Annotated in this window: 19 protein-coding genes; 9 read left to right on the top strand and 10 right to left on the bottom strand. The window is 49.3% G+C overall.

Annotated elements, in window-relative coordinates; genetic code table 11:
- Nucleotides 1–108: 108 nt before the first annotated feature.
- From HMPREF3091_RS14870 to fliF, 6 genes are all read right to left on the bottom strand, one after another.
- On the bottom strand, nucleotides 109–1,452 hold the full coding sequence (locus tag HMPREF3091_RS14870; RefSeq protein ID WP_070716669.1) for a flagellar hook-length control protein FliK: 1,344 nt from the start codon (nucleotides 1,450–1,452) through the stop codon (nucleotides 109–111).
- The gene (fliJ, locus tag HMPREF3091_RS14865; RefSeq protein ID WP_035503409.1) at nucleotides 1,449–1,889 is read right to left on the bottom strand and encodes a flagellar export protein FliJ; all 441 of its coding nucleotides are present in this window, start codon (nucleotides 1,887–1,889) and stop codon (nucleotides 1,449–1,451) included. Before fliJ ends, HMPREF3091_RS14870 begins: the two co-directional genes overlap by 4 nt.
- Nucleotides 1,890–2,080: 191 nt before the next feature.
- On the bottom strand, nucleotides 2,081–3,442 hold the full coding sequence (fliI, locus tag HMPREF3091_RS14860) for a flagellar protein export ATPase FliI (RefSeq protein ID WP_004092843.1): 1,362 nt from the start codon (nucleotides 3,440–3,442) through the stop codon (nucleotides 2,081–2,083).
- Nucleotides 3,439–4,200 carry a flagellar assembly protein FliH gene (gene fliH, locus HMPREF3091_RS14855; RefSeq protein WP_070716667.1) on the bottom strand — a complete coding sequence of 254 codons (762 nt, stop codon included), beginning with the start codon at nucleotides 4,198–4,200 and terminating at the stop codon, nucleotides 3,439–3,441. The genes fliI and fliH overlap by 4 nt, the downstream gene beginning before the upstream one ends.
- Complete coding sequence (fliG, locus tag HMPREF3091_RS14850; protein WP_004092847.1) at nucleotides 4,193–5,185, bottom strand: flagellar motor switch protein FliG; 993 nt, start codon at nucleotides 5,183–5,185, stop codon at nucleotides 4,193–4,195. Before fliG ends, fliH begins: the two co-directional genes overlap by 8 nt.
- Nucleotides 5,182–6,900, bottom strand: coding sequence for a flagellar basal-body MS-ring/collar protein FliF (fliF, locus tag HMPREF3091_RS14845; protein ID WP_070716666.1), 1,719 nt, complete (start codon nucleotides 6,898–6,900; stop codon nucleotides 5,182–5,184). The genes fliG and fliF overlap by 4 nt, the downstream gene beginning before the upstream one ends.
- 285 nt (nucleotides 6,901–7,185) lie before the next feature.
- On the opposite strand from fliF, the gene fliE reads away from it, so the two are divergent.
- The 4 genes from fliE to HMPREF3091_RS14820 all read left to right on the top strand — a co-directional run bounded on the left by fliE (nucleotide 7,186) and on the right by HMPREF3091_RS14820 (nucleotide 9,673).
- Nucleotides 7,186–7,500, top strand: a complete 315-nt coding sequence (gene fliE / locus HMPREF3091_RS14840) for a flagellar hook-basal body complex protein FliE (protein WP_004092852.1) — start codon at nucleotides 7,186–7,188, stop codon at nucleotides 7,498–7,500.
- 1,117 nt (nucleotides 7,501–8,617) lie between these two features.
- Nucleotides 8,618–8,899 (top strand): hypothetical protein, encoded by a 282-nt coding sequence (locus HMPREF3091_RS14830; protein ID WP_070716662.1) that lies wholly within the window; start codon nucleotides 8,618–8,620, stop codon nucleotides 8,897–8,899.
- A gap of 142 nt (nucleotides 8,900–9,041) precedes the next feature.
- Complete coding sequence (locus HMPREF3091_RS14825) at nucleotides 9,042–9,254, top strand: hypothetical protein (RefSeq protein ID WP_004092855.1); 213 nt, start codon at nucleotides 9,042–9,044, stop codon at nucleotides 9,252–9,254.
- Nucleotides 9,255–9,391: 137 nt separating this feature from the next.
- Nucleotides 9,392–9,673, top strand: coding sequence for a hypothetical protein (locus HMPREF3091_RS14820; protein WP_004092856.1), 282 nt, complete (start codon nucleotides 9,392–9,394; stop codon nucleotides 9,671–9,673).
- A 297-nt stretch (nucleotides 9,674–9,970) separates the two neighbouring features.
- Here the strand turns inward: HMPREF3091_RS14820 and HMPREF3091_RS14815 are convergent, their stop codons facing one another.
- Entirely contained in the window at nucleotides 9,971–10,633 is a 663-nt protein-coding gene (locus HMPREF3091_RS14815) for a DUF3313 domain-containing protein (protein ID WP_070716660.1), read from the bottom strand.
- A 288-nt stretch (nucleotides 10,634–10,921) separates the two neighbouring features.
- Between HMPREF3091_RS14815 and HMPREF3091_RS14810 the strand changes: the two genes are divergently transcribed.
- Entirely contained in the window at nucleotides 10,922–11,182 is a 261-nt protein-coding gene (locus HMPREF3091_RS14810; protein WP_305793963.1) for a putative hemolysin, read from the top strand.
- Between the two features lie 222 nt (nucleotides 11,183–11,404).
- On the opposite strand, the gene fliT is transcribed toward HMPREF3091_RS14810, so the two are convergent.
- From fliT to fliD, 3 genes are read right to left on the bottom strand one after another with little or no spacing between them, the layout of a single operon-like run.
- Complete coding sequence (gene fliT, locus HMPREF3091_RS14805) at nucleotides 11,405–11,767, bottom strand: flagella biosynthesis regulatory protein FliT (protein ID WP_004092862.1); 363 nt, start codon at nucleotides 11,765–11,767, stop codon at nucleotides 11,405–11,407.
- Nucleotides 11,767–12,180 carry a flagellar export chaperone FliS gene (fliS, locus tag HMPREF3091_RS14800; RefSeq protein ID WP_004092864.1) on the bottom strand — a complete coding sequence of 138 codons (414 nt, stop codon included), beginning with the start codon at nucleotides 12,178–12,180 and terminating at the stop codon, nucleotides 11,767–11,769. The genes fliT and fliS overlap by 1 nt, the downstream gene beginning before the upstream one ends.
- 17 nt (nucleotides 12,181–12,197) lie before the next feature.
- Nucleotides 12,198–13,616 (bottom strand): flagellar filament capping protein FliD, encoded by a 1,419-nt coding sequence (gene fliD, locus HMPREF3091_RS14795; RefSeq protein WP_070716656.1) that lies wholly within the window; start codon nucleotides 13,614–13,616, stop codon nucleotides 12,198–12,200.
- 291 nt (nucleotides 13,617–13,907) lie between these two features.
- Between fliD and HMPREF3091_RS14790 the strand changes: the two genes are divergently transcribed.
- The 4 genes from HMPREF3091_RS14790 (at nucleotide 13,908) to tcyN (ending at nucleotide 17,631) form a co-directional block, all read left to right on the top strand.
- The gene (locus HMPREF3091_RS14790; protein WP_070716655.1) at nucleotides 13,908–15,176 is read left to right on the top strand and encodes a flagellin FliC; all 1,269 of its coding nucleotides are present in this window, start codon (nucleotides 13,908–13,910) and stop codon (nucleotides 15,174–15,176) included.
- Nucleotides 15,177–15,372: 196 nt separating this feature from the next.
- Nucleotides 15,373–16,095 carry an RNA polymerase sigma factor FliA gene (locus HMPREF3091_RS14785; protein WP_004092872.1) on the top strand — a complete coding sequence of 241 codons (723 nt, stop codon included), beginning with the start codon at nucleotides 15,373–15,375 and terminating at the stop codon, nucleotides 16,093–16,095.
- 38 nt (nucleotides 16,096–16,133) lie between these two features.
- Complete coding sequence (gene fliZ, locus HMPREF3091_RS14780) at nucleotides 16,134–16,649, top strand: flagella biosynthesis regulatory protein FliZ (protein WP_070716681.1); 516 nt, start codon at nucleotides 16,134–16,136, stop codon at nucleotides 16,647–16,649.
- A gap of 199 nt (nucleotides 16,650–16,848) precedes the next feature.
- Nucleotides 16,849–17,631, top strand: coding sequence for an L-cystine ABC transporter ATP-binding protein TcyN (gene tcyN / locus HMPREF3091_RS14775; protein WP_070716654.1), 783 nt, complete (start codon nucleotides 16,849–16,851; stop codon nucleotides 17,629–17,631).
- Nucleotides 17,632–18,033: the final 402 nt, after the last annotated feature.

Below are 18,033 nucleotides of genomic sequence, written 5' to 3'. Positions count from 1 at the left end.
CTCGGACGCCTGCACGGAGTGCATGTATAATTCGGTGCACTAGGCGTACGAAATTCACGCTGAACTCACATATCAGACGACCGGAACATTACACATAAGCCACAGCGATTACACACTAATATCCACCCCCCCAACTCTCACCGATTTCGACGCAACGGTAGTTGCTATCACCGCGTTATCGTGGTTCTCGGATAAGCTGAATACACCTGATGTCGCTTGACGATCGGCTGAGTTTTGCTGCGAGCCGTTCCACTGCGGCTGAGCGTCACTGCCTACGCTGCTTTGTCCAAGCTGAATTCCGCTATCGGCTAGCGCGGGGCGGAGTTGAGGTAATGCGGCTTCAAGTGCAGCGCGTACCTGACTATGACCAGAAGCCATATGTAACTGTGCTTGGTTATCATCAATTCGTAGGCTGATTTGCAGTGTACCGAGATCTTGTGGATGTAACCGCAGCTCGGCGCTATGTTGGCCGTTTCGGTTAAACATCATAATTTGTTGCCCCAGCGCTTGCTGCCATTCGCTGCTGCCAAGTTGCGCGTTTAATACCGGTGTAGGCAGCGGTGTGGTGGGTGTCGCCATCGTATTGGTTATTACCGGGCTGCTGGCGGTGATATTGGTTAGCGCATGAGGCTGAGCGTGTGCTGGCTGCAAAGCGCTAGTCTCACTGTGCTGCGGCAGCGCATTTTCTGGCTGGGCGGCAAGCTTCAGCGGAATATCCGTTGCATTTGTCGGTACTGCTTTGGCTTCAGCGGTAGACTTTAGCGCTGAAGGATCGACTTTTTTGCTTGATGCGGCGGTGATAGGCAACGAAAGTTGTTGCTCGTCTAGCTCTGCATCTGGCTTGTCTGTTTTCAGCAGTAAGTGAAGATCTTGGCTAGCATCCTTTTTATTATCACTGGAAAGCAGGGCTAGAGCTGGTTCTGACGTATCCGCTGCTGCGGTATCGGCTGAGGCCTTGGGCAACGAATTTGGCAGCATGGCAAGCAGTGCGCTGATAGCCGCCTGTCCGGCTTGCTCGGTCTCTTTATCTGTCTTTTTGCTCGTGAGCGATTCGGTTAGCGCTTGCACGCTGCCATCGAGTGGCTCTTTACCTTTGTCGTTCAGCGAAACATTAAGCGATGCCAACAGTTTTTGTTGCTGTTGGGGATCTAACTGAGCCAACTGACTCAATAGTTGCTGCGCGTCTTTGCCTTCTTCTGGCGGTGTCTTTGCCTGCTGCAGCGTTTTGGCCAGTGCGGCTTGCAGGGTTTTGAGATCGGTTTTTGCGGCTAACGCAGATCCCGTCTGCTTCAATGTATCCTGCGGCGTTTGGTGTCCTTTAGTTAACGTATTTGCCTGTGACAAAACGTCGGAAAACGGTGCCGCGCTTTCTGATTGGGCGTTCGCTCCAGTGCTATGCGGGGTAGTCGCAGTATGATTTGCAGCCGTAACAGCGAGCAATCGGGACGTCATGATTTTTCTCTCCTCATGGCGGCACGCTGGGCGTACTCATCCATCCGTTTTTGATCTTGTTTATTGAGCTGCATTTTTAGCTGCTGCTCCTGACGTTCATGCAACGTACAAAATGCATTGAGACGCTGTTGTTTTTCCTGCCAGCAGCGGGTCGCTGTGGCTAGCCGAACATTGCATTGATTAAGCTGAACTCGGTGCTGATCAATCGCTTGATCCAAGGTGCGAATGAACTGCTGGTAGTTTTGCCAACGGGAAGCATCCATTCCGCCGCTCATTCCCTGATTCAGTTTCTGGCGATATTCATCTTGATAATTCAGTAACATACTGAGTTGTTGCTCTGCATGCAGGTATGCTTGACGCGACTTTCCCAATGCGGTTGTCGCATCATCAACATCTTGCTGTGCAAGGTCACGTAGTGTGCTCATAGGTGAAGACATAATTACCTCCTATCTCAAGTGCGTCAGCGCCAAACTCAGCGAGCGCGCAGAGACTCCTATTTATCCCCCGTCATACTTGAAGCGGTATGCGAGGCGGCCGTATTTGTTCACTCTCGTAACAGCGTTATTGATGCTGCTTGGGCGCATAAACAGCCCTCTTCGTACAACGCCCCCGTTATTGGGTCATAGTCCTATGCAGGGAACAACGCCTGTAGGCTTGAGCAGGCATCGGTGTAGCCGCTACGCTCGAAAATCCCCTGTTGCAAAAACGCTTCCAAATGGGGATATAGCGTAATGGCCTGATCCAGCATAGGATCGGAGCCTTTAGCGTAAGCACCGACGCTGATGAGATCGCGGTTACGCTGATAGCTAGAAAGTAGCTGTTTAAACCGTCGAACTCGTGCGTAGTGATCGTCGCTAATCAGCGATGTCATGGCGCGACTGATTGAGGCTTCAATATCGATAGCCGGGTAGTGACCTGCTTCGGCCAAGCGGCGAGACAACACGATGTGCCCATCGAGAATCGCACGTGCCGAGTCAGCGATAGGATCTTGCTGATCGTCGCCCTCAGTCAGCACGGTATAAAATGCGGTGATCGAACCGCCACCGTGGGTGCCGTTGCCAGCACGTTCAACCAGCGCCGGAAGTTTGGCGAACACCGACGGTGGATAGCCTTTGGTTGCGGGCGGCTCGCCGATAGCCAAGGCAATTTCACGTTGCGCCATCGCATAGCGGGTGAGGGAATCCATAATCAGCAATACGTGCTGCCCACGATCGCGAAAATCTTCAGCAATGCGAGTGGCATAGGATGCCCCCTGCATACGGAGCAGCGGGGAAACATCGGCGGGCGCGGCGATAACCACTGAACGTTTGCGACCTTCATCGCCGAGAATATTTTCGATGAAGTCTTTGACTTCGCGGCCGCGTTCACCGATCAGCCCAACGACGATCACGTCGGCTTGGGTATAGCGCGCCATCATGCCGAGCAGCACACTTTTCCCCACGCCAGAACCCGCGAATAACCCCATGCGCTGCCCGCGTCCAACGGTGAGCAGAGCATTAATCGCACGTACGCCAACGTCGAGCACATCAACAATCGGCGTACGCTGTAATGGGTTGAACGGCATAGTGGTTAAACTGCCGACATCGGCTTCTTCCGGCGGGGGCAATCCGTCGAGCGGCTTGGCTCCGCCGTCTAAAACTCGGCCTAATAGCATTGGTCCCAGCGGCAGTTGTTTGCCGCCGGACTGTAACCCGCCGCCTTGAGAACATACACGTGCACCGGGAACAATGCCGTCGACTTCTTCAAGCGGCATTAAAAACAGTTGCTGACCGTTAAAACCGACCACCTCAGCTTCGACCTGCTGGATTTTTACTCCATCATTACGCTCGATTAGACAGGTGGCGCCAATAGGGAGCTGAAGCCCGCTGGCCTCGAGTACCAATCCCGTCGCACGGGTCAGCCGCCCGTAGCGTCGTGCAGGTGGGATTTGCGGAATCCGCTTTTCAAAGGCATCTAAGGTGCTAAGCCAAGTATTGAGGCGTTGGGTCATAACGGCAGCTCCGGTGCGGCCAGTTTGCACAGTTCTTGCCAGCGAGTGGCGATGCTGGCATCGAGTTCACCGCCTTCGGCGCTGATTTTGCAGCCGCCGCGGTGTAGCTGGGTATCGGCGAGTAAACGCCATCCCTGTTGCTCTAACTGTACGCCGAGCTGTTGTTGAATAATCGGCAAATCTTGCGGATTCACTCGCAGTTGCAGATTGCCGTTAAACAGCGGTTCCTGATTAATGAGGTGCTGGATTTGCTGTAACACCGCGCTGGCATCGCAGACCGGAGACTGGCCGATAATCTGCTTTGCGGCGGTGAGCGCCATTTGCATCAGCCGCGCGGCAATCACGTTGTCCATCGCCTGTAGAGAACTTTGAAATTCTTGGGCGAGCTGACGCCAGTGGTCTAGCAGCGGTTGTTGCTCGGCTTGCGCCTGCTGCAATCCCTGAGAACGGCCTTCATTAAGCCCCTGCTGGAAACCGGTATCGTACCCTTGTTTTTCGCCTTGTTGCAGGCCGTGCTGATAGCCTTGCATTTGGGCGTCCTCACGCAGTTGCTCAAGCTCGGCCTGAGCAATAACGGCAGGCGTTGATTCGGCCGCAGGCGGCAGCGGTTCCATCTTAAACGCGGGAGTTTTGGGTTTGCGGGGCGCAGAAAAATCGCGCATTTCCCAGCGTTGCCACTGCTGATTGGTTTCCTCAATGGTGGCTTTAGGGAAAACCGCTTTGCGGAATCCCTCTTTATTATTTGGAGGATTAGACATATGCGTCCTCGCCGCCGCCGATCATCACTTCGCCACTTTCGGCTAAACGACGTACGATCAGCAGAATCGCTTTTTGCTCGCTTTCAACCAGTGATAGACGAATAGGTCCACGGGTCGAGAGATCGTCGCGTAGAATATCTGCCGCACGCTGAGACATATTGCGCATAAACTTCTCGCGCAGCGCTTCGTTGGCTCCCTTGAGAGCGATGAGCAGAGATTCGGACTCCACTTCCTGCAAAATGCGCTGGATGCTGCGATCGTCGACATCGACCAGATTTTCGAACAGGAACATCTCATCAATGATTTTTTGTGCCAGCTCACCGTCGTAGGTGCGCATGGCTTCAATGACAGACTCTTCTTGCTGGGTTTTCATCAGGTTGATAATTTCAGCCGCGGTGCGAATCCCTCCCATTTTACTGCGTTTGAGATTTTGTCCGTCGAGCAAACCGTTAAGGACTTCAGTCAGCTCTTGCAGGGCAGTAGGTTGGACGCCGCCAAAGGTGGCAATGCGCAGCACCACGTCGTTACGCTGGCGTTCGTCAAACTGCGCCAAAATATCGGCCGCCTGCGCACGTTTTAAGTGCACCAGAATAGTGGCGATAATCTGCGGATGTTCGTCGCGGATAATATCGGCGGCGGCCTGTGGCTCCATAAAGTTAAGCGTTTCAATACCGCTGGCGGTTTCACGAGACTCAAGAATATCTTCCAGCAGGCTGGAAGCGCGCTCTTCGCCTAGTGCTTTGACCAGCACCGAACGTAGGTAGTCGCTGGCGTTAACGCTGAGCGCTTCATACTGCTCGGCCTCGTCTTGGAACTCATTGAGCACTTCGCCCAGTTGCTGATGAGAAACCTGACTCATGGTGGCCATGGTGGTGCTGAGGTGCTGCACTTCGCGAGTGGAGAGGTGTTTGAACACCTCTGCCGCACGGTCTTCACCGATAGTCATCAACAAAATTGCACTTTTTTCAGTCGCGGTCATGGTCATTGTTCGTTACTCATCCATTGGCGAATTACCAGAGCGACCACTCGAGGGTCTTGCTCAGCCATATCACGTACGCGCTGTGCCTGCTGTTCAGCCGTGGCGCGTTGTTGCGATTTACGACGATTCTGTATCTCTTCATTACTTGGTTTCGCAGGCTGTACCGGCGTGGTCACGATTGGCGTTGGTTCAACGCGGCGAGCAGGCTGCGCGTTCGCCAGCTGCTTGTTCAGCAGCGGCTTAACCAGTTTGCGCCACAGGATGAAGGCCACAATCAGTACCAGCAGATAACGACCAAGAGTCATCAGCAGATCAAAGAAGCTGGATTGCTGCCAGAATGGCACATCACCACTTTCTTCTGCGCTGGTGGTGAATGGCGTATTCACCACATTGAGCGTATCGCCTCGGGTCGCAGAGAAGCCCATGGCCTCGCGCACCAATGCGGTTACTTGTTCCAGTTGTTGCGGCGTTAATGGAATGCTTTTCCCGCTGGCGTTGGTGGCGTAATTAACAACCACGGCAACCGACAGGCGATCGACGCTCCCCGCTTTTTGCTGGGTGTGACGAATCGTGCGGTCAACTTCATAGTTGATGGTTTCATCGCGGCGAGCGTTCGATGCAGAGCTGCTGCGGCGGCCATTGGTATCAATGGTAGACGCCGGTCGCTGTGCATTGGCTGTATTGGCGTTGGCGCCACCGGCCTGTGGTGGATTAGTGATGTTACCCGTCGCCGGTGGGGCAGGTTGATTGGTTAATGCCCCAGGGACACCACCGGATAACTGTCCGCCGGACTGCGAGCTGTCGCTGAGTTGCTGACTACGTACCGCGGCTTGATTAGGCGCCTGGTTTGGCTTGTATTCTTCGTCGGTCTGTTCACGTACGGCATTATCTATCTGTGCGGTGACCTGCGCGTGCACGTTACCATTGCCAACCATGGGCTGAAGAATGGCTTCAATACGGCGCTGAATACGGCTTTCAACTTCGTTGGCGTATTTAAGCTGGGTCGCGTTTAAGTCGCGTCCGGTGCCATCGGACTGGGTCAGCAGGTGTCCACCTTGGTCGACGACGGTGACGTTTCCAGCGGGAAGCCCCGCGACGCTGCTAGAAACCATATACACGATGGCGTTAATTTGTCCTTCATCTAGCGCACGCCCCGGTTGTAGATTTAAGGTCACGGAGGCGGAAGGCTGTTTTTGCTCGCGCACAAACAGAGAAGGCTTAGGTAAGGCTAAATGTACGCGTGCAGTTTGCACTGGACCGAGTGTTTCAATGGTTCGAGAGAGCTCGCCTTCCAGCGCGCGTTGGTAGTTGATTTGTTCGCTGAATTGGCTGATACCAAACTTTTCTTGATCTAACAGCTCAAAACCTACCGCGCCACCTTTCGGTAAACCTTGCTGCGCCAAGCGCAAGCGGGTTTCATGCACCTTATCAGCAGGAATTAACAGTGCAGTGCCGTTATCCGCAAAGCGATAGGGGATGTTCATCTGGGTGAGTTGGGTGACGATAGCGCCACCGTCGCGATCGCTGATATTGCTATACAGCACGCGATAGTCTGGTGATTTTGCCCACAGAGCGAGCACGGCGACAACCGCGATAGCGATCGCTCCAGCGATGAGCAATGGAATTTTGGGGTTAGCACGTAGACGATTCACTAGGGTAGCGAAACCGCCATCTCCGCTTTTTGCTGTGGTGCCCGCGGTACCGTTGGCTGAAGCGTTCATGTGCTTACCTTGTCTTTCAGTTGAGCCGGGAAATAACCCCGGAATAAATTAATGTCTTGCAAAACGGACTCCCTGACGCGCTATCAGCGAAATGTATTCAATCAGAGCCTTTTCTTGGAAGGTCTGCGGCTTACAAAAGTAGGCAGGGTATTATTCTGCGGGGAGGGGAAATTTGATGGGAGAATAAGGCCCTATTTTTGCGTCTATTTAGCGGCTTTACTCTTTGACCTCTATGGTAGGGTGATGCGCTATGGGTAAAAGTGATTAATCAAGAGGGTATCGGCAGTGGCGATAGTCGGAATTGAAGGCGTACTTCAGCAGTTACAGGCAACCGCAGTTTCAGCGGCCAACCGTAGTCAAAATAGCGAAGCCCCACAGGGCGCATTTGCTGCGGAACTCAAAGCGGCGGTTAACCGTATCAGCGAAACGCAAAACAACGCTCGAGTTCAGGCGCAGAATTTTGAGATGGGTGTTCCGGGCGTAGCGTTAAACGACGTGATGGTCGATTTGCAAAAATCCGGCATTTCCCTGCAGATGGGGATTCAGGTACGTAACCGTCTGGTTGCCGCCTATCAAGATATTATGAATATGCAGGTTTAGCGTGGTAATGCTATTGTTTTATAAAGAGTTTATCTATTGCTAACTTTGCTATGGGGCATGGGTGGAGCAAAGTCAGATAATGTCTGGTTCAGCATGGTTACTTGTTCGCTATTTGTTTCCTCCATCCAAGCTCCATAAACTTGATAAACCAGTTGTGCATTCATGATTTCTCTGGATAACCGGTGCGGCGCCAGAAAACAATCGCATAGTGGGCAAGTTCGTCTCATTGACGGCTATCCCCACCTAACTGGCTGGAAGGTCGGTATCAATTACACAATCCGCTTGGCTTTTTTCGTGGTCCGCATGCCGAGAAATCCAGAAGCACATATCCTTTGGATTTCATACAGCCTTCTACTTTTTTAGTTCTGGTATCGTGCTGCTCCATCGTCTCGCCAGCCTGCAGGCTGTTACGTCGGAACTTTTCATCCCATGAATTTAGCGAAAATTTCTTGTTAACTCCGCACTCGTATAGATCATCCCTGCGTTTCTGAACATCGGTGTGACCCATAGCTTGTGGCTTCTGGAACGTCTGAACATATGGGAAGTAATCGTAATTACTTGAATCCAGATCTGCTACCACGCATCCGGTTAACCCAATACAACAGATCAGACTGAGATTTCTTATCCCGTGCATCTTTTTAATCTCTTTAGAGTTAAGTATTAAACCTTTCCGTGGCACGGCTTTCCCGAGTATCCCTATTTATAGCACACAGCACCAGCCCTGCGGGGAGGTGAGAGACAATGCGAATATTCGGCGTTGTGACGTATATCGTCAATGATATGTCGATAGACGAGTTTGATGATAACTCGCGTATTTAGCTAATGGAGCATATATAGGACAAAAAATTACCGCAAAACACCTTAGAGCATAGTCATGCTTTTCGGTACTTTTCGGTAATGCAGTGCTAAAACTCAAATATCATGTACATAACGACAATGCTGAATGCCCATACACTATATTATGAATATGCAGTTTTAGCGGAAATAGCACCAATATAATACCTTTGTAATACCGATCGTTTTCAACGATCAATCTCGATTTATTGATCTATACAATCAATTTTAACCACACTCTTCATGCTGTTACCTTCTTCATTATTTATAAAAGGGATGCAGCGTGAGATTTTCTAACGGGGTGAAAATCCTTTGTTCCGCTTTGGGATTGGGTGTGGTGGTATGTCTTTTTATGCTGAACTGGGTGATAAGCGGTGGTACTGGGCAGCATCAGTTGGCGGTGTTTCAGCCTGATAAAAAGATGTTCACGTGCGAGGGCGATGGCCGTTTGGCCGATAAAGATACGTTGCCACTCATGCTCGCCGCCTCCCAGATTGGCTTGTGCGTGAGTCAGATAAATCACGAACTTTGGGTTGTTCGAGAGATGACAATACAGAAAAAGTAAAGCGACCTTACCCCCAGTAGCACTAAATTCAATTGTTAAGAAATCAACATATTGTATCTCTGATTTGATGATAAAATTCTTACCTAGCAAGGTGTTATGTATATCAGTAAGTTATCAATCAGATTAAAGGTATAGGGATTATATGAAGGCCAGCTATATTAGCTATTACGATGGACTGGATGAAAAGGGCAAAGTTGTTTTTCAGGGAAATGGTTCACACATTGTGAATTCTGAAACAGAAGAACCATCGCCACATGAAATGCTTGCCGCAATTAATCAATACCTGATTAAATCGGCTAAAGCACATAACCCAGCGATAGCACGTATTGTCATTAAAGGTTTGTTCAAACTGTAATCGACAAGCGTTATCGAGAGAATTTAAAGGCCACGCAAGTGGTCTTTTTTATGGGCATGACCCTGTATTCGTATTAATCCGGTTTATGGGAAAAAGAGTTATGAGTATCATAAGAACAAATAACTAGAGAGGTTCTTATGAAAAAATACTATCTATTGTCGGTTTTACCTGCGGCCTTATTGGTGGGGTGTGTCAGCGCACCAAAAGGTTTTGTCAGACTTGACGATCATGCCGCCGATCAGGCCGTAATCTATCGCTACGATCCTGAGAAAGTGGATAAAGCGGCAATGGATGCCGATGCATTGAGCTATTGCAAAGAGAATGGCTTTGACCAAGCAACACAGATCCCGCCGCTGGCCAGCAGTATCCCAACCCTAAAACGCATGGCCTACACTTGTTCGTATGCAGTAAAAAAATAGCTCGTCTTTAGTGTGAGTTTGGATGATTGCGTATTCAGCTAAATCGCTGTATAGTTGTTTATATAGCGATGGCAAATCGTTCAGATTGCTCAATACCCATTGCTAATTGCTTCAAAACGTTTGTTTTCAAATTTCTAGTATGGTTTCCCGTGCCTTTGGGTACGGGATTTTTTTGCCTGAAAGATATCGACTTGCCGCTAATCTGCATAAAAAAAGCCAGCGGCATGTAGCAGCTGGCTAGCGGAATACGTACTTAAATTCGGACGCTTATTTCACGCCAAGTTCTTTCACGTCAAACTATTTAACGTCAAACATGGTGGCGTCGGTGGCCATATTGTCGATAACGGCTTTTAAATCATCTACGGTTAGCAGCTGATTCGAGTTGGAGAGCTGTTTGCCTGAACCTTTACGAACCACTTTTAACACCGGTTTGTTGGTTTGGGAGTCGATAAGCTCACCTTCGAAGAACAGGTTAGTGTCCATGGTACGGTGACCCGTTGCGGCTTGTGTACCCGCAACCACCATAGCAATCGGGATCACTTCGTAGAACTGTAACCCTTCTTTACTAGTATCAACCGCCGTTATGGCTCCGCGGAAAATCAGCGTTTTCGGCCCAGGCTGCGTCACCAGAGTGGAGCGTTGCGCTGCGGCAGCTTCCAGCTTGGTATTTGTGTAGTTAAGCACACCTTCTAAGACGTTTTTACCGACCTGAGTTGTTGGCTTAGGTTCTGGATAGTAAGTGACAGGGTTATAGATCAGTTTATCGTAGTGACTGCTTTTGAAACTTGGATCAACCCAACGCAAAACCGGTAAACCAGACGCTGATTTGGTTTCTGTTAGGTTAGAGTAGTCTTTTAAAAAACCAGAATATTGCTCAGGAGTTGCTGTTTTTGTTGCACAACCGGTCAGAGCCAGCGCGCCGATCAACAGCGCAGTTTTGAGAGTACGAAGCGTAGCCATAGTTCCTTTTCCAAATAAGAGAGGCGCAAGCTAAGATATAGCAGAATCCTATTGGTTTACCTATAAAATCATTAGCATTGTGGTACTAATTTAACTATTTTTAATCAATGAATAATTTTTCGTGATGCGATTAATGTTTTTATTGATTTTTTTTATAAAAAACGGATGAAAAAGTCTGAACGCTGAGAGGATAATCCCTTGTAATAAATAGGAGTAATTACCTATATTGGACGTTTAGACCGTCTATAATATTTATTTTTATGCTGGGAATACTTGATGAAACTACACATGCTGTTACTCGTAGGGTTAGGAGGATTGGTTATGGCAGGCTGTCATTCTGGACACAAGGAGTCAGCGACTCCTTCAGACACGCAAACGGTGCCGGTAGAGAAGACGATCGGCATGGCCAATCCAGCATCTGTCTATTGCTTAAAATTGGGGGGTAAAGAAATCAATATCACAACAGAACTCGGTGTGCACACCGATTGCTTGCTGCCTAGTGGTGAGAGAATAGACGAATGGACACTATACCGACGTGACCATTCCTAATTAATTCACATGGAATATCGTTGGTGTTAGAAAAGTAATATATCAGTTCATATTGAACACATTATTACTGAAAAAATTATTATTAATTATGATAGCCATAGGGACATGGCAGGGCCAATCTTAAAAATACCTATAATTTAAAAGTGTTATTATTGAATTAAATTTCTAATAAAATAGAGATTGGGATTATGTATTAAACTGGTGTTGTTTAAATATAAAGAATTAAAGTAAATCGTTGGGATAACCTTCATTATCAGAAAACTGTCCATAAGTGTGAGTCACTGCCTGCTGGCGTGAGGTTTTGCCGATGATTTGGCTCAGCTCATCCATTCTGGCTTGTAGCAGGCGTTTAATTTCAGCTTCGTTATCCAGAATTTTAGCCAACACTCTGCGCAGCTCGGTCTGCATCACTGAATCAACCTCGGAAATAGGCATCAGCTCAGTGGTTTTTGCCACTGCTTGGAGATACTCCATCTCCAATTTTACCAGCGAGTCCCATTCAGAGCGCTTAGCGAGATCGAGCATACTTTCGCTGATGGAAAGGATGTTCCGGTACGCATGTGACAAAGGCTGTATTCCGTACATTATAAGTGGTCCTGCTGATTAAGTTGAGATTGTGGGCCGATCTGACGCCACGCATCGGCAATATTGTCTAACAGGTCCGTGACATGCTGGATTGTAGCTTCATCATTATGAAGATTAGCATGTAATAGCCGTTTCACCATATAGTCATACAGCGCGGCTAAATTTTCTGCAAGCTCTCCGCCTTTTTCCAGATTGAGACCCGCTTTTAACCCATTATCAATAATATTGATGGCTTTGGTGATTGACTGACCCTTGAGCTGGGTTTGCCCCGCCTGCATATGCAGGCGGGCACGGATTAGGGCGCTATGCGCCCCGTCAAATAACATGACAATAAGCTGGTGTGGGCTGGCGCTCATCACGCCGCTTTCTAATCCCACATCAGCGTAGGCCTGTGAGCCCGTCGCTTTATACATGATGCTTGTTACCTATCTTATGAGTTCATGGCGGTGAATTGTTGTGTGAGGTACGAGCTGGTACTGTTGAGCTTGGACATCATGGTATCCAGCTGTACAAACTGCGCTTTATAGCGGTCGATAGTTTCTTGAATACTGTCGCTTACGCTATCGATGCGTACACTCAGACGATCTAGGTTGGTATTGATACTTTTGGTTGTTGATTCGATCACGCCGCCGGCCTTGATATAACTTTGAATTTCATTGTGAATATTGGTTGCCATACCGCTATCCGTCCCGTTGCCAACAAAGAAGTTAGCCACTTGGTCTGGATGGTCAGTGAAAGCTTTGGTGAGTTTGTCGCTGTCTACGGTCAATTTGCCGGTTTTACCGTCGGTGGTGATCCCCAAATTGCCTAGACCTTTCAGTTCAGGGTTATCCTGAGCCGAGCTTAAGGCGCCTTTAATTGCAGCCTGAACACCGCGCAGGGTGTTATCGCCTAACAAAGCACCGTTGGTTTTTGACTGTGCCTCACCGGTTTTTACTGGGGTGTATTTAGTTAGAGATGTAAAGGTATCAAGTAGGGAGTTATAGCTATCTACCCAGCTTTTTATCTTATCCATCGCACCGGAGTTGTCCGCGCTTAGAATCAGGTTCTGCGGCTCGCCGTCTTTAGTTTTGGCTTTTAACTCAATGGTGGTGCCCTGTGGCGCATCGGTAATGGTATTGCTGCTGCGCACAATTTCTGTGCCATTCATGGTGATAATGGCGTCTTTAGCTTCTACCGTTTGTTTCATGGCCGTTGGTGAAGTCGATGGCGCGCTTGGGTCATAGTTCAGGTATTCACCCAATTGGTCATCACCGTTCACTTTAACCGTCATTTGGTTAGCGGAACCGGTTGAGGAAGACGTTAATGCTAACTGGTAGCTGCTATCACCTACGCGCACGATACTGGCGGTAACGCCTGCTTTTGCGCCATTAATTGCATCGCGCATTTCTAGGAGCGAGGTCTGATCATCACTCAAAGGAATTTGAGTTGTTTTAGGGGGCGTCCCCTGTGTCAGGGTAATAGAACGGCCGCTCGCTCCTGATGTACCTAGCTGTGCAGACTGATCGGTAATGACTTTTTGCGTGGTTAAACTTTGTGCCTGAGCCAGCTGTTTGACTTCAACGCTGTAGTTTCCTGCTACCGCTTTAGGATTTGTGGTAACAGTAAAAGCATCATGCGTTGATGCTTTGGTGGTATTAAAGAAGTCAGCTTTTGCCAGATCTTTACTCAGGTTATCAAACTTCTCCAACGAGCTTTTCAGCGTGCCGTAGGCGGTCAACTGTGCCTTGTAGCTGGTTTGCTGAGTGGTATAAGGCGTTAAACGCTGTTGTTCCGCCGTAGATAATTTATCAAGTAAGCCATTTAAGTCGAGACCAGAGCCGATCCCTAAAGATGAAATAGATGCCATCGGTATTTTCCTTTTTAATAATTTACTGCGCTTTACGCGTTATCGGCTCGGTAGGAAAAAAGTTTACGAAATAAATGTAAAAAGTGATGGGACGATAGAAGACGAAAAGAGGGCCTTATTTAGGCGATTGTCTGTGCGGAGAATTTTCAGGAAAAATAATTAAAAAATTTCCTAAAGGTTAATTGGGGAGCGCCGATACCTGTGTGGACGGTGGCTGACGCCGTAGGGCAATCAGGCCCGACCCATTAACTAGATGCGTATATCGCAGCTGATTCGAAAGGAAAGCTCACTATGGCACAAGTAATTAATACCAACAGCCTGTCTTTGATGGCGCAGAACAACCTGAACAAATCTCAGTCTTCACTGGGTACCGCTATTGAGCGTCTGTCTTCTGGTCTGCGTATCAACAGCGCGAAAGACGATGCTGCGGGTCAGGCGATTTCTAACCGCTTTACAGCGAACATCAAAGGCCTGACTCAGGCTTCTCGTAACGCCAACGACGGTATCTCTCTGGCGCAGACCACCGAAGGTGCTCTGAACGAAGTGAACGACAACCTGCAAAACATTCGTCGCTTGACCGTACAGTCACAGAACGGTTCTAACTCTGATAGCGACCTGAAATCCATTCAGGACGAAATCACTCAGCGTCTGTCTGAAATCGACCGTATTTCTCAGCAGACTGACTTCAACGGCGTGAAAGTGCTGAGTGGCGACCAGAAGCTGACTATTCAGGTTGGCGCAAACGACAACGAAACTATCCAAATCGATCTGAAAGATATTAACTCCAAAACGTTAGGTCTGGATCAGTTTAGCGTAGCAAGCAGCGTTGACGTTGGTGGAGTAACTAAAGCAGCAACAACCAGCATTGATAAGATGGGTGCGCCAACAATTGGTGTCGACGGCAATACTGGTACGAAGAAAACTTCTATGGACGGTAAAGTCTATAGCGATGGCACCGATTCTTATATCCAGTCAGGTGCGTCTGAATGGGTTAAAGGTACTGTAGATGGTACTGGTAAATTCAACTTTGACTCAAGCACTGCAGGTAACGTTGTTACTACAGCGCCAACTGGTTTAACTGAAACCACCTCTGTGAAAGTCGGTACCACCACCGTTACTGGTCTTGCTGCGGGCGACACACTGCACGCATATACCGATGCTAAAGGTAAAACTGGCTATGTGATTATGGGCAAAGACGCTGATGGTAAGGATACTTATTCTAAAGCAACTTTAGCTGATGATGGTAAAGTCACCAAAGGTGCTCAGCTATCTACTACTCCAACCACAGCCGATCCTCTGGCAGTCCTAGACAAAGCGTTATCTCAGGTCGACGGCCTGCGTTCATCTCTGGGTGCGGTACAGAACCGTTTCGATTCTGTTATCAACAACCTGAACAGCACCGTAAACAACCTGACTGCTTCCCAGTCTCGTATTCAGGATGCTGACTACGCGACCGAAGTGTCTAACATGAGCCGTGCAAACATTCTGCAACAGGCGGGTACTTCTGTGTTGGCTCAGGCTAACCAGTCTACTCAGAACGTACTGACTCTGCTGCGTTAATACTTTGCCAGCATTTCAGCTAACCCCGCTGCGGCGGGGTTTTTTACATAAACCACCTGATGAATAACTGAGCAAACGCCTCTTGCGGAAAAAGCAACGTGAGAAAAGGGGGCATTTTTGCTGACTAATCGCGCCATTGGCTTTGGCGTGAGAGTTAGATAATAGCCGGGCATCCATCAACCCGGGTTCTGTCAACGTGAGTGAATTGTATACCGCCGACGGCGTGATCGACAAAAATTCCCTGTGGCAGCGCTACGCTCCGCTAGTGCGCCATGAAGCGCTGCGTTTGCAGGTTCGCCTGCCCGCGAGCGTTGAATTGGACGACCTGCTTCAGGCTGGAGGTATCGGGCTGTTACACGCGGTCGAACGCTACGATGCCATGCAGGGGACGGCTTTTACCACCTATGCGGTTCAGCGCATTCGCGGCGCGATGCTCGATGAGCTACGCAGCCGAGATTGGGTTCCGCGCAGCGTGCGTCGAAATGCCCGTGAAGTTTCAGCGGCTATGCAGCGAGCAGAACAGCGCCTGCATCGCGCACCGACAGAAACCGAAATTGCCCAAGAACTAGATATGCCACTGGTGGAGTATCAGCAGATTTTGCTGGATACCAATACCAGCCATCTTTTTTCTTACGACGAATGGCGAGAAGAACATGGCGATAGCGCCGAGCCGGTATTTCAGCAGCATGAGGATGCCAATCCTCTCAAACAGCTGCTGGAAGGGGATCTGCGCCAGCGTGTGATAACGGCCATTGAAGCTTTGCCGGAACGTGAAAAATTGGTTCTGACCCTCTATTACCAAGAGGAGCTAAACCTGAAGGAAATCGGCGCCGTGCTTGAGGTCGGAGAATCTCGGGTCAGCCAGCTGCATAGTCAGGCGATAAAACGTCTACGTACCAAGCTGGCCAGCCAAAGCTAATGCGTCACCAGTTATTCGATAAAATGGAGCATGTTGCCATGACAGCATCCCAACAGAAAAGACGGCCTTTGAGTCGCTATTTGAAAGATTTTAAACACAGCCAGTGTGATTGCTCTCATTGTGGTAAATCGCTTGATCGCATGTCTCTGGTGTTTCGTGGGAAAATTCTCGATCGCGAAACGCTTGCTGGGATGGATCAACTGATTGACGACAGAGTTTGGCAAGAACTGGAAAAAGAACTGACGGCATTGTGTCGCTTTTGTAGCGACGTGTACTGCCATTGCAAAGCGGATTACTTCGATATTCTTGAGTTTAAACAATATCTGTTTGAACAGACGGAAATGAGCCATAGCTCCATCCGTGAATATATTGTCCGCCTGCGCCGCTTAGACGATATGTTAAGAGCGAGCGATTTCCCCGACGAAAAGTTTTGCGGCAGTGAGCAACAGTGGGATCTGATCGAGAATATGACCGACGCGAATCAAAATAACTATCGCATCGCGCTACGGAAATACGATCAGTATCTTAGTTGGCAAAAAACAGCGCTTTGCTGATTAAGCCTTCAGTATGAAAAGCCATCGTAACGATGGCTTTTTTGTGTCTTATTCCATATCAGTCTAACCATATTCCTGCAAAATTTTTTATTCCCTGTCCTGAGTTGCTAAAGTTGCCTTTATATTGGGTGACGCGCCGTATACGCGGCGTTGCATCTGCACAGTATCGATTTTGGACGTATCCGTTTGGGAGCCCACAGTGAGCACTATTGAAGTAAAAAATCTGACGAAATCCTTTAACGGAAACACCGTGCTGCACGGCGTCGATCTCACGGTTGAGAAGGGTGAGGTGGTAGCCATCATTGGGCCAAGTGGTTCTGGTAAAACCACGTTGCTGCGCAGCATCAATTTGCTCGAGGAGCCTGACGGCGGCACGATTCAGGTTGGCGATGTCACTATCGACGGCGGCCAGCCGCTGAGCCGACAAAAAACGGCGATTAGAAAACTGCGTCAGGAAGTGGGTTTTGTCTTCCAGAACTTTAATTTATTCCCGCACCGCACCGTGCTGGAAAACATTATCGAAGGGCCGGTTATCGTTAAAGGCGAAAAGCGAGAGGTGGTGATCGCCCGAGCGCGTGAGCTGCTGGCAAAAGTTGGCTTAAAAGGCAAAGAGGATGCGTTTCCAAAACGCCTGTCCGGTGGTCAGCAACAGCGCGTGGCTATTGCTCGTGCATTAGCGATGCAGCCGGAAGTCATCCTGTTTGATGAACCCACTTCGGCGCTGGACCCTGAACTAGTCGGCGAGGTGTTAAGCACTATCCGTGCGCTGGCAGAGGAAAACCGCACCATGGTGATCGTCACTCATGAAATGAGCTTTGCCCGCGACGTTGCCAACCGAGCCATTTTTATGGATGAAGGGCGAATTGTAGAACAGGGAGCCGCCAAAGAACTGTTTACCAATCCACAGCATCCAAGAACTAAGCTGTTTTTGGAGAAGTTTTTAGGCGAGAAGCTGGTGGATGAGCCGTTGAGTTATATTTGAGGGGGGATGCCTGTCGTTTAGGTTGATACGGTGGAATATTCCGCCTGCCCGTCCCCTTTTATCTGAGATGCTATTTCCGTATGGGGTTGCGGTGACATGTTTCGTTCGCCGGTCAGCAAATGCGTTTCCATGACACCGCTGGCGAAGGCGACCGATGAGGGGCGCCAGCGCGCGCCCCTTCAATCCTCGCGCTTTTTATCCGAGATGCCATCTCCGCTCCGGTTTGGTATCGCCCATCCAGGGCGCCCCAAACTCCGCCGATACATCCCTGTATCGGCGGCTCTCCCAGCCAAGACTTAAACAATTAAAGAGACAAAAACAGAGTATGTTTTTGGTCTGTTGACGTTGACCTTTCCGGCACGTTGTCGTTCAGCCGAAGGGAGGAATGAAGGCTAGGATTCG

Source organism: Hafnia sp. HMSC23F03, from assembly GCF_001816025.1.
In the GTDB taxonomy this organism is placed as follows: domain Bacteria; phylum Pseudomonadota; class Gammaproteobacteria; order Enterobacterales; family Enterobacteriaceae; genus Hafnia; species Hafnia paralvei.
This window is presented reverse-complemented; position numbering and strand designations above follow the sequence as displayed.

Coding starts and splice junctions, on each gene's coding strand:
- HMPREF3091_RS14870 (WP_070716669.1), bottom strand. CDS start 1,452: ATGACGTCCCGATTGCTCGCTGTTACGGCTGCAAATCATACTGCGACT.
- fliJ (WP_035503409.1), bottom strand. CDS start 1,889: ATGTCTTCACCTATGAGCACACTACGTGACCTTGCACAGCAAGATGTT.
- fliI (WP_004092843.1), bottom strand. CDS start 3,442: ATGACCCAACGCCTCAATACTTGGCTTAGCACCTTAGATGCCTTTGAA.
- fliH (WP_070716667.1), bottom strand. CDS start 4,200: ATGTCTAATCCTCCAAATAATAAAGAGGGATTCCGCAAAGCGGTTTTC.
- fliG (WP_004092847.1), bottom strand. CDS start 5,185: ATGACCATGACCGCGACTGAAAAAAGTGCAATTTTGTTGATGACTATC.
- fliF (WP_070716666.1), bottom strand. CDS start 6,900: ATGAACGCTTCAGCCAACGGTACCGCGGGCACCACAGCAAAAAGCGGA.
- HMPREF3091_RS14825 (WP_004092855.1), top strand. CDS start 9,042: ATGAAGGCCAGCTATATTAGCTATTACGATGGACTGGATGAAAAGGGC.
- HMPREF3091_RS14820 (WP_004092856.1), top strand. CDS start 9,392: ATGAAAAAATACTATCTATTGTCGGTTTTACCTGCGGCCTTATTGGTG.
- HMPREF3091_RS14815 (WP_070716660.1), bottom strand. CDS start 10,633: ATGGCTACGCTTCGTACTCTCAAAACTGCGCTGTTGATCGGCGCGCTG.
- HMPREF3091_RS14810 (WP_305793963.1), top strand. CDS start 10,922: ATGCTGTTACTCGTAGGGTTAGGAGGATTGGTTATGGCAGGCTGTCAT.
- fliT (WP_004092862.1), bottom strand. CDS start 11,767: ATGTACGGAATACAGCCTTTGTCACATGCGTACCGGAACATCCTTTCC.
- fliS (WP_004092864.1), bottom strand. CDS start 12,180: ATGTATAAAGCGACGGGCTCACAGGCCTACGCTGATGTGGGATTAGAA.
- fliD (WP_070716656.1), bottom strand. CDS start 13,616: ATGGCATCTATTTCATCTTTAGGGATCGGCTCTGGTCTCGACTTAAAT.
- HMPREF3091_RS14790 (WP_070716655.1), top strand. CDS start 13,908: ATGGCACAAGTAATTAATACCAACAGCCTGTCTTTGATGGCGCAGAAC.
- fliZ (WP_070716681.1), top strand. CDS start 16,134: ATGACAGCATCCCAACAGAAAAGACGGCCTTTGAGTCGCTATTTGAAA.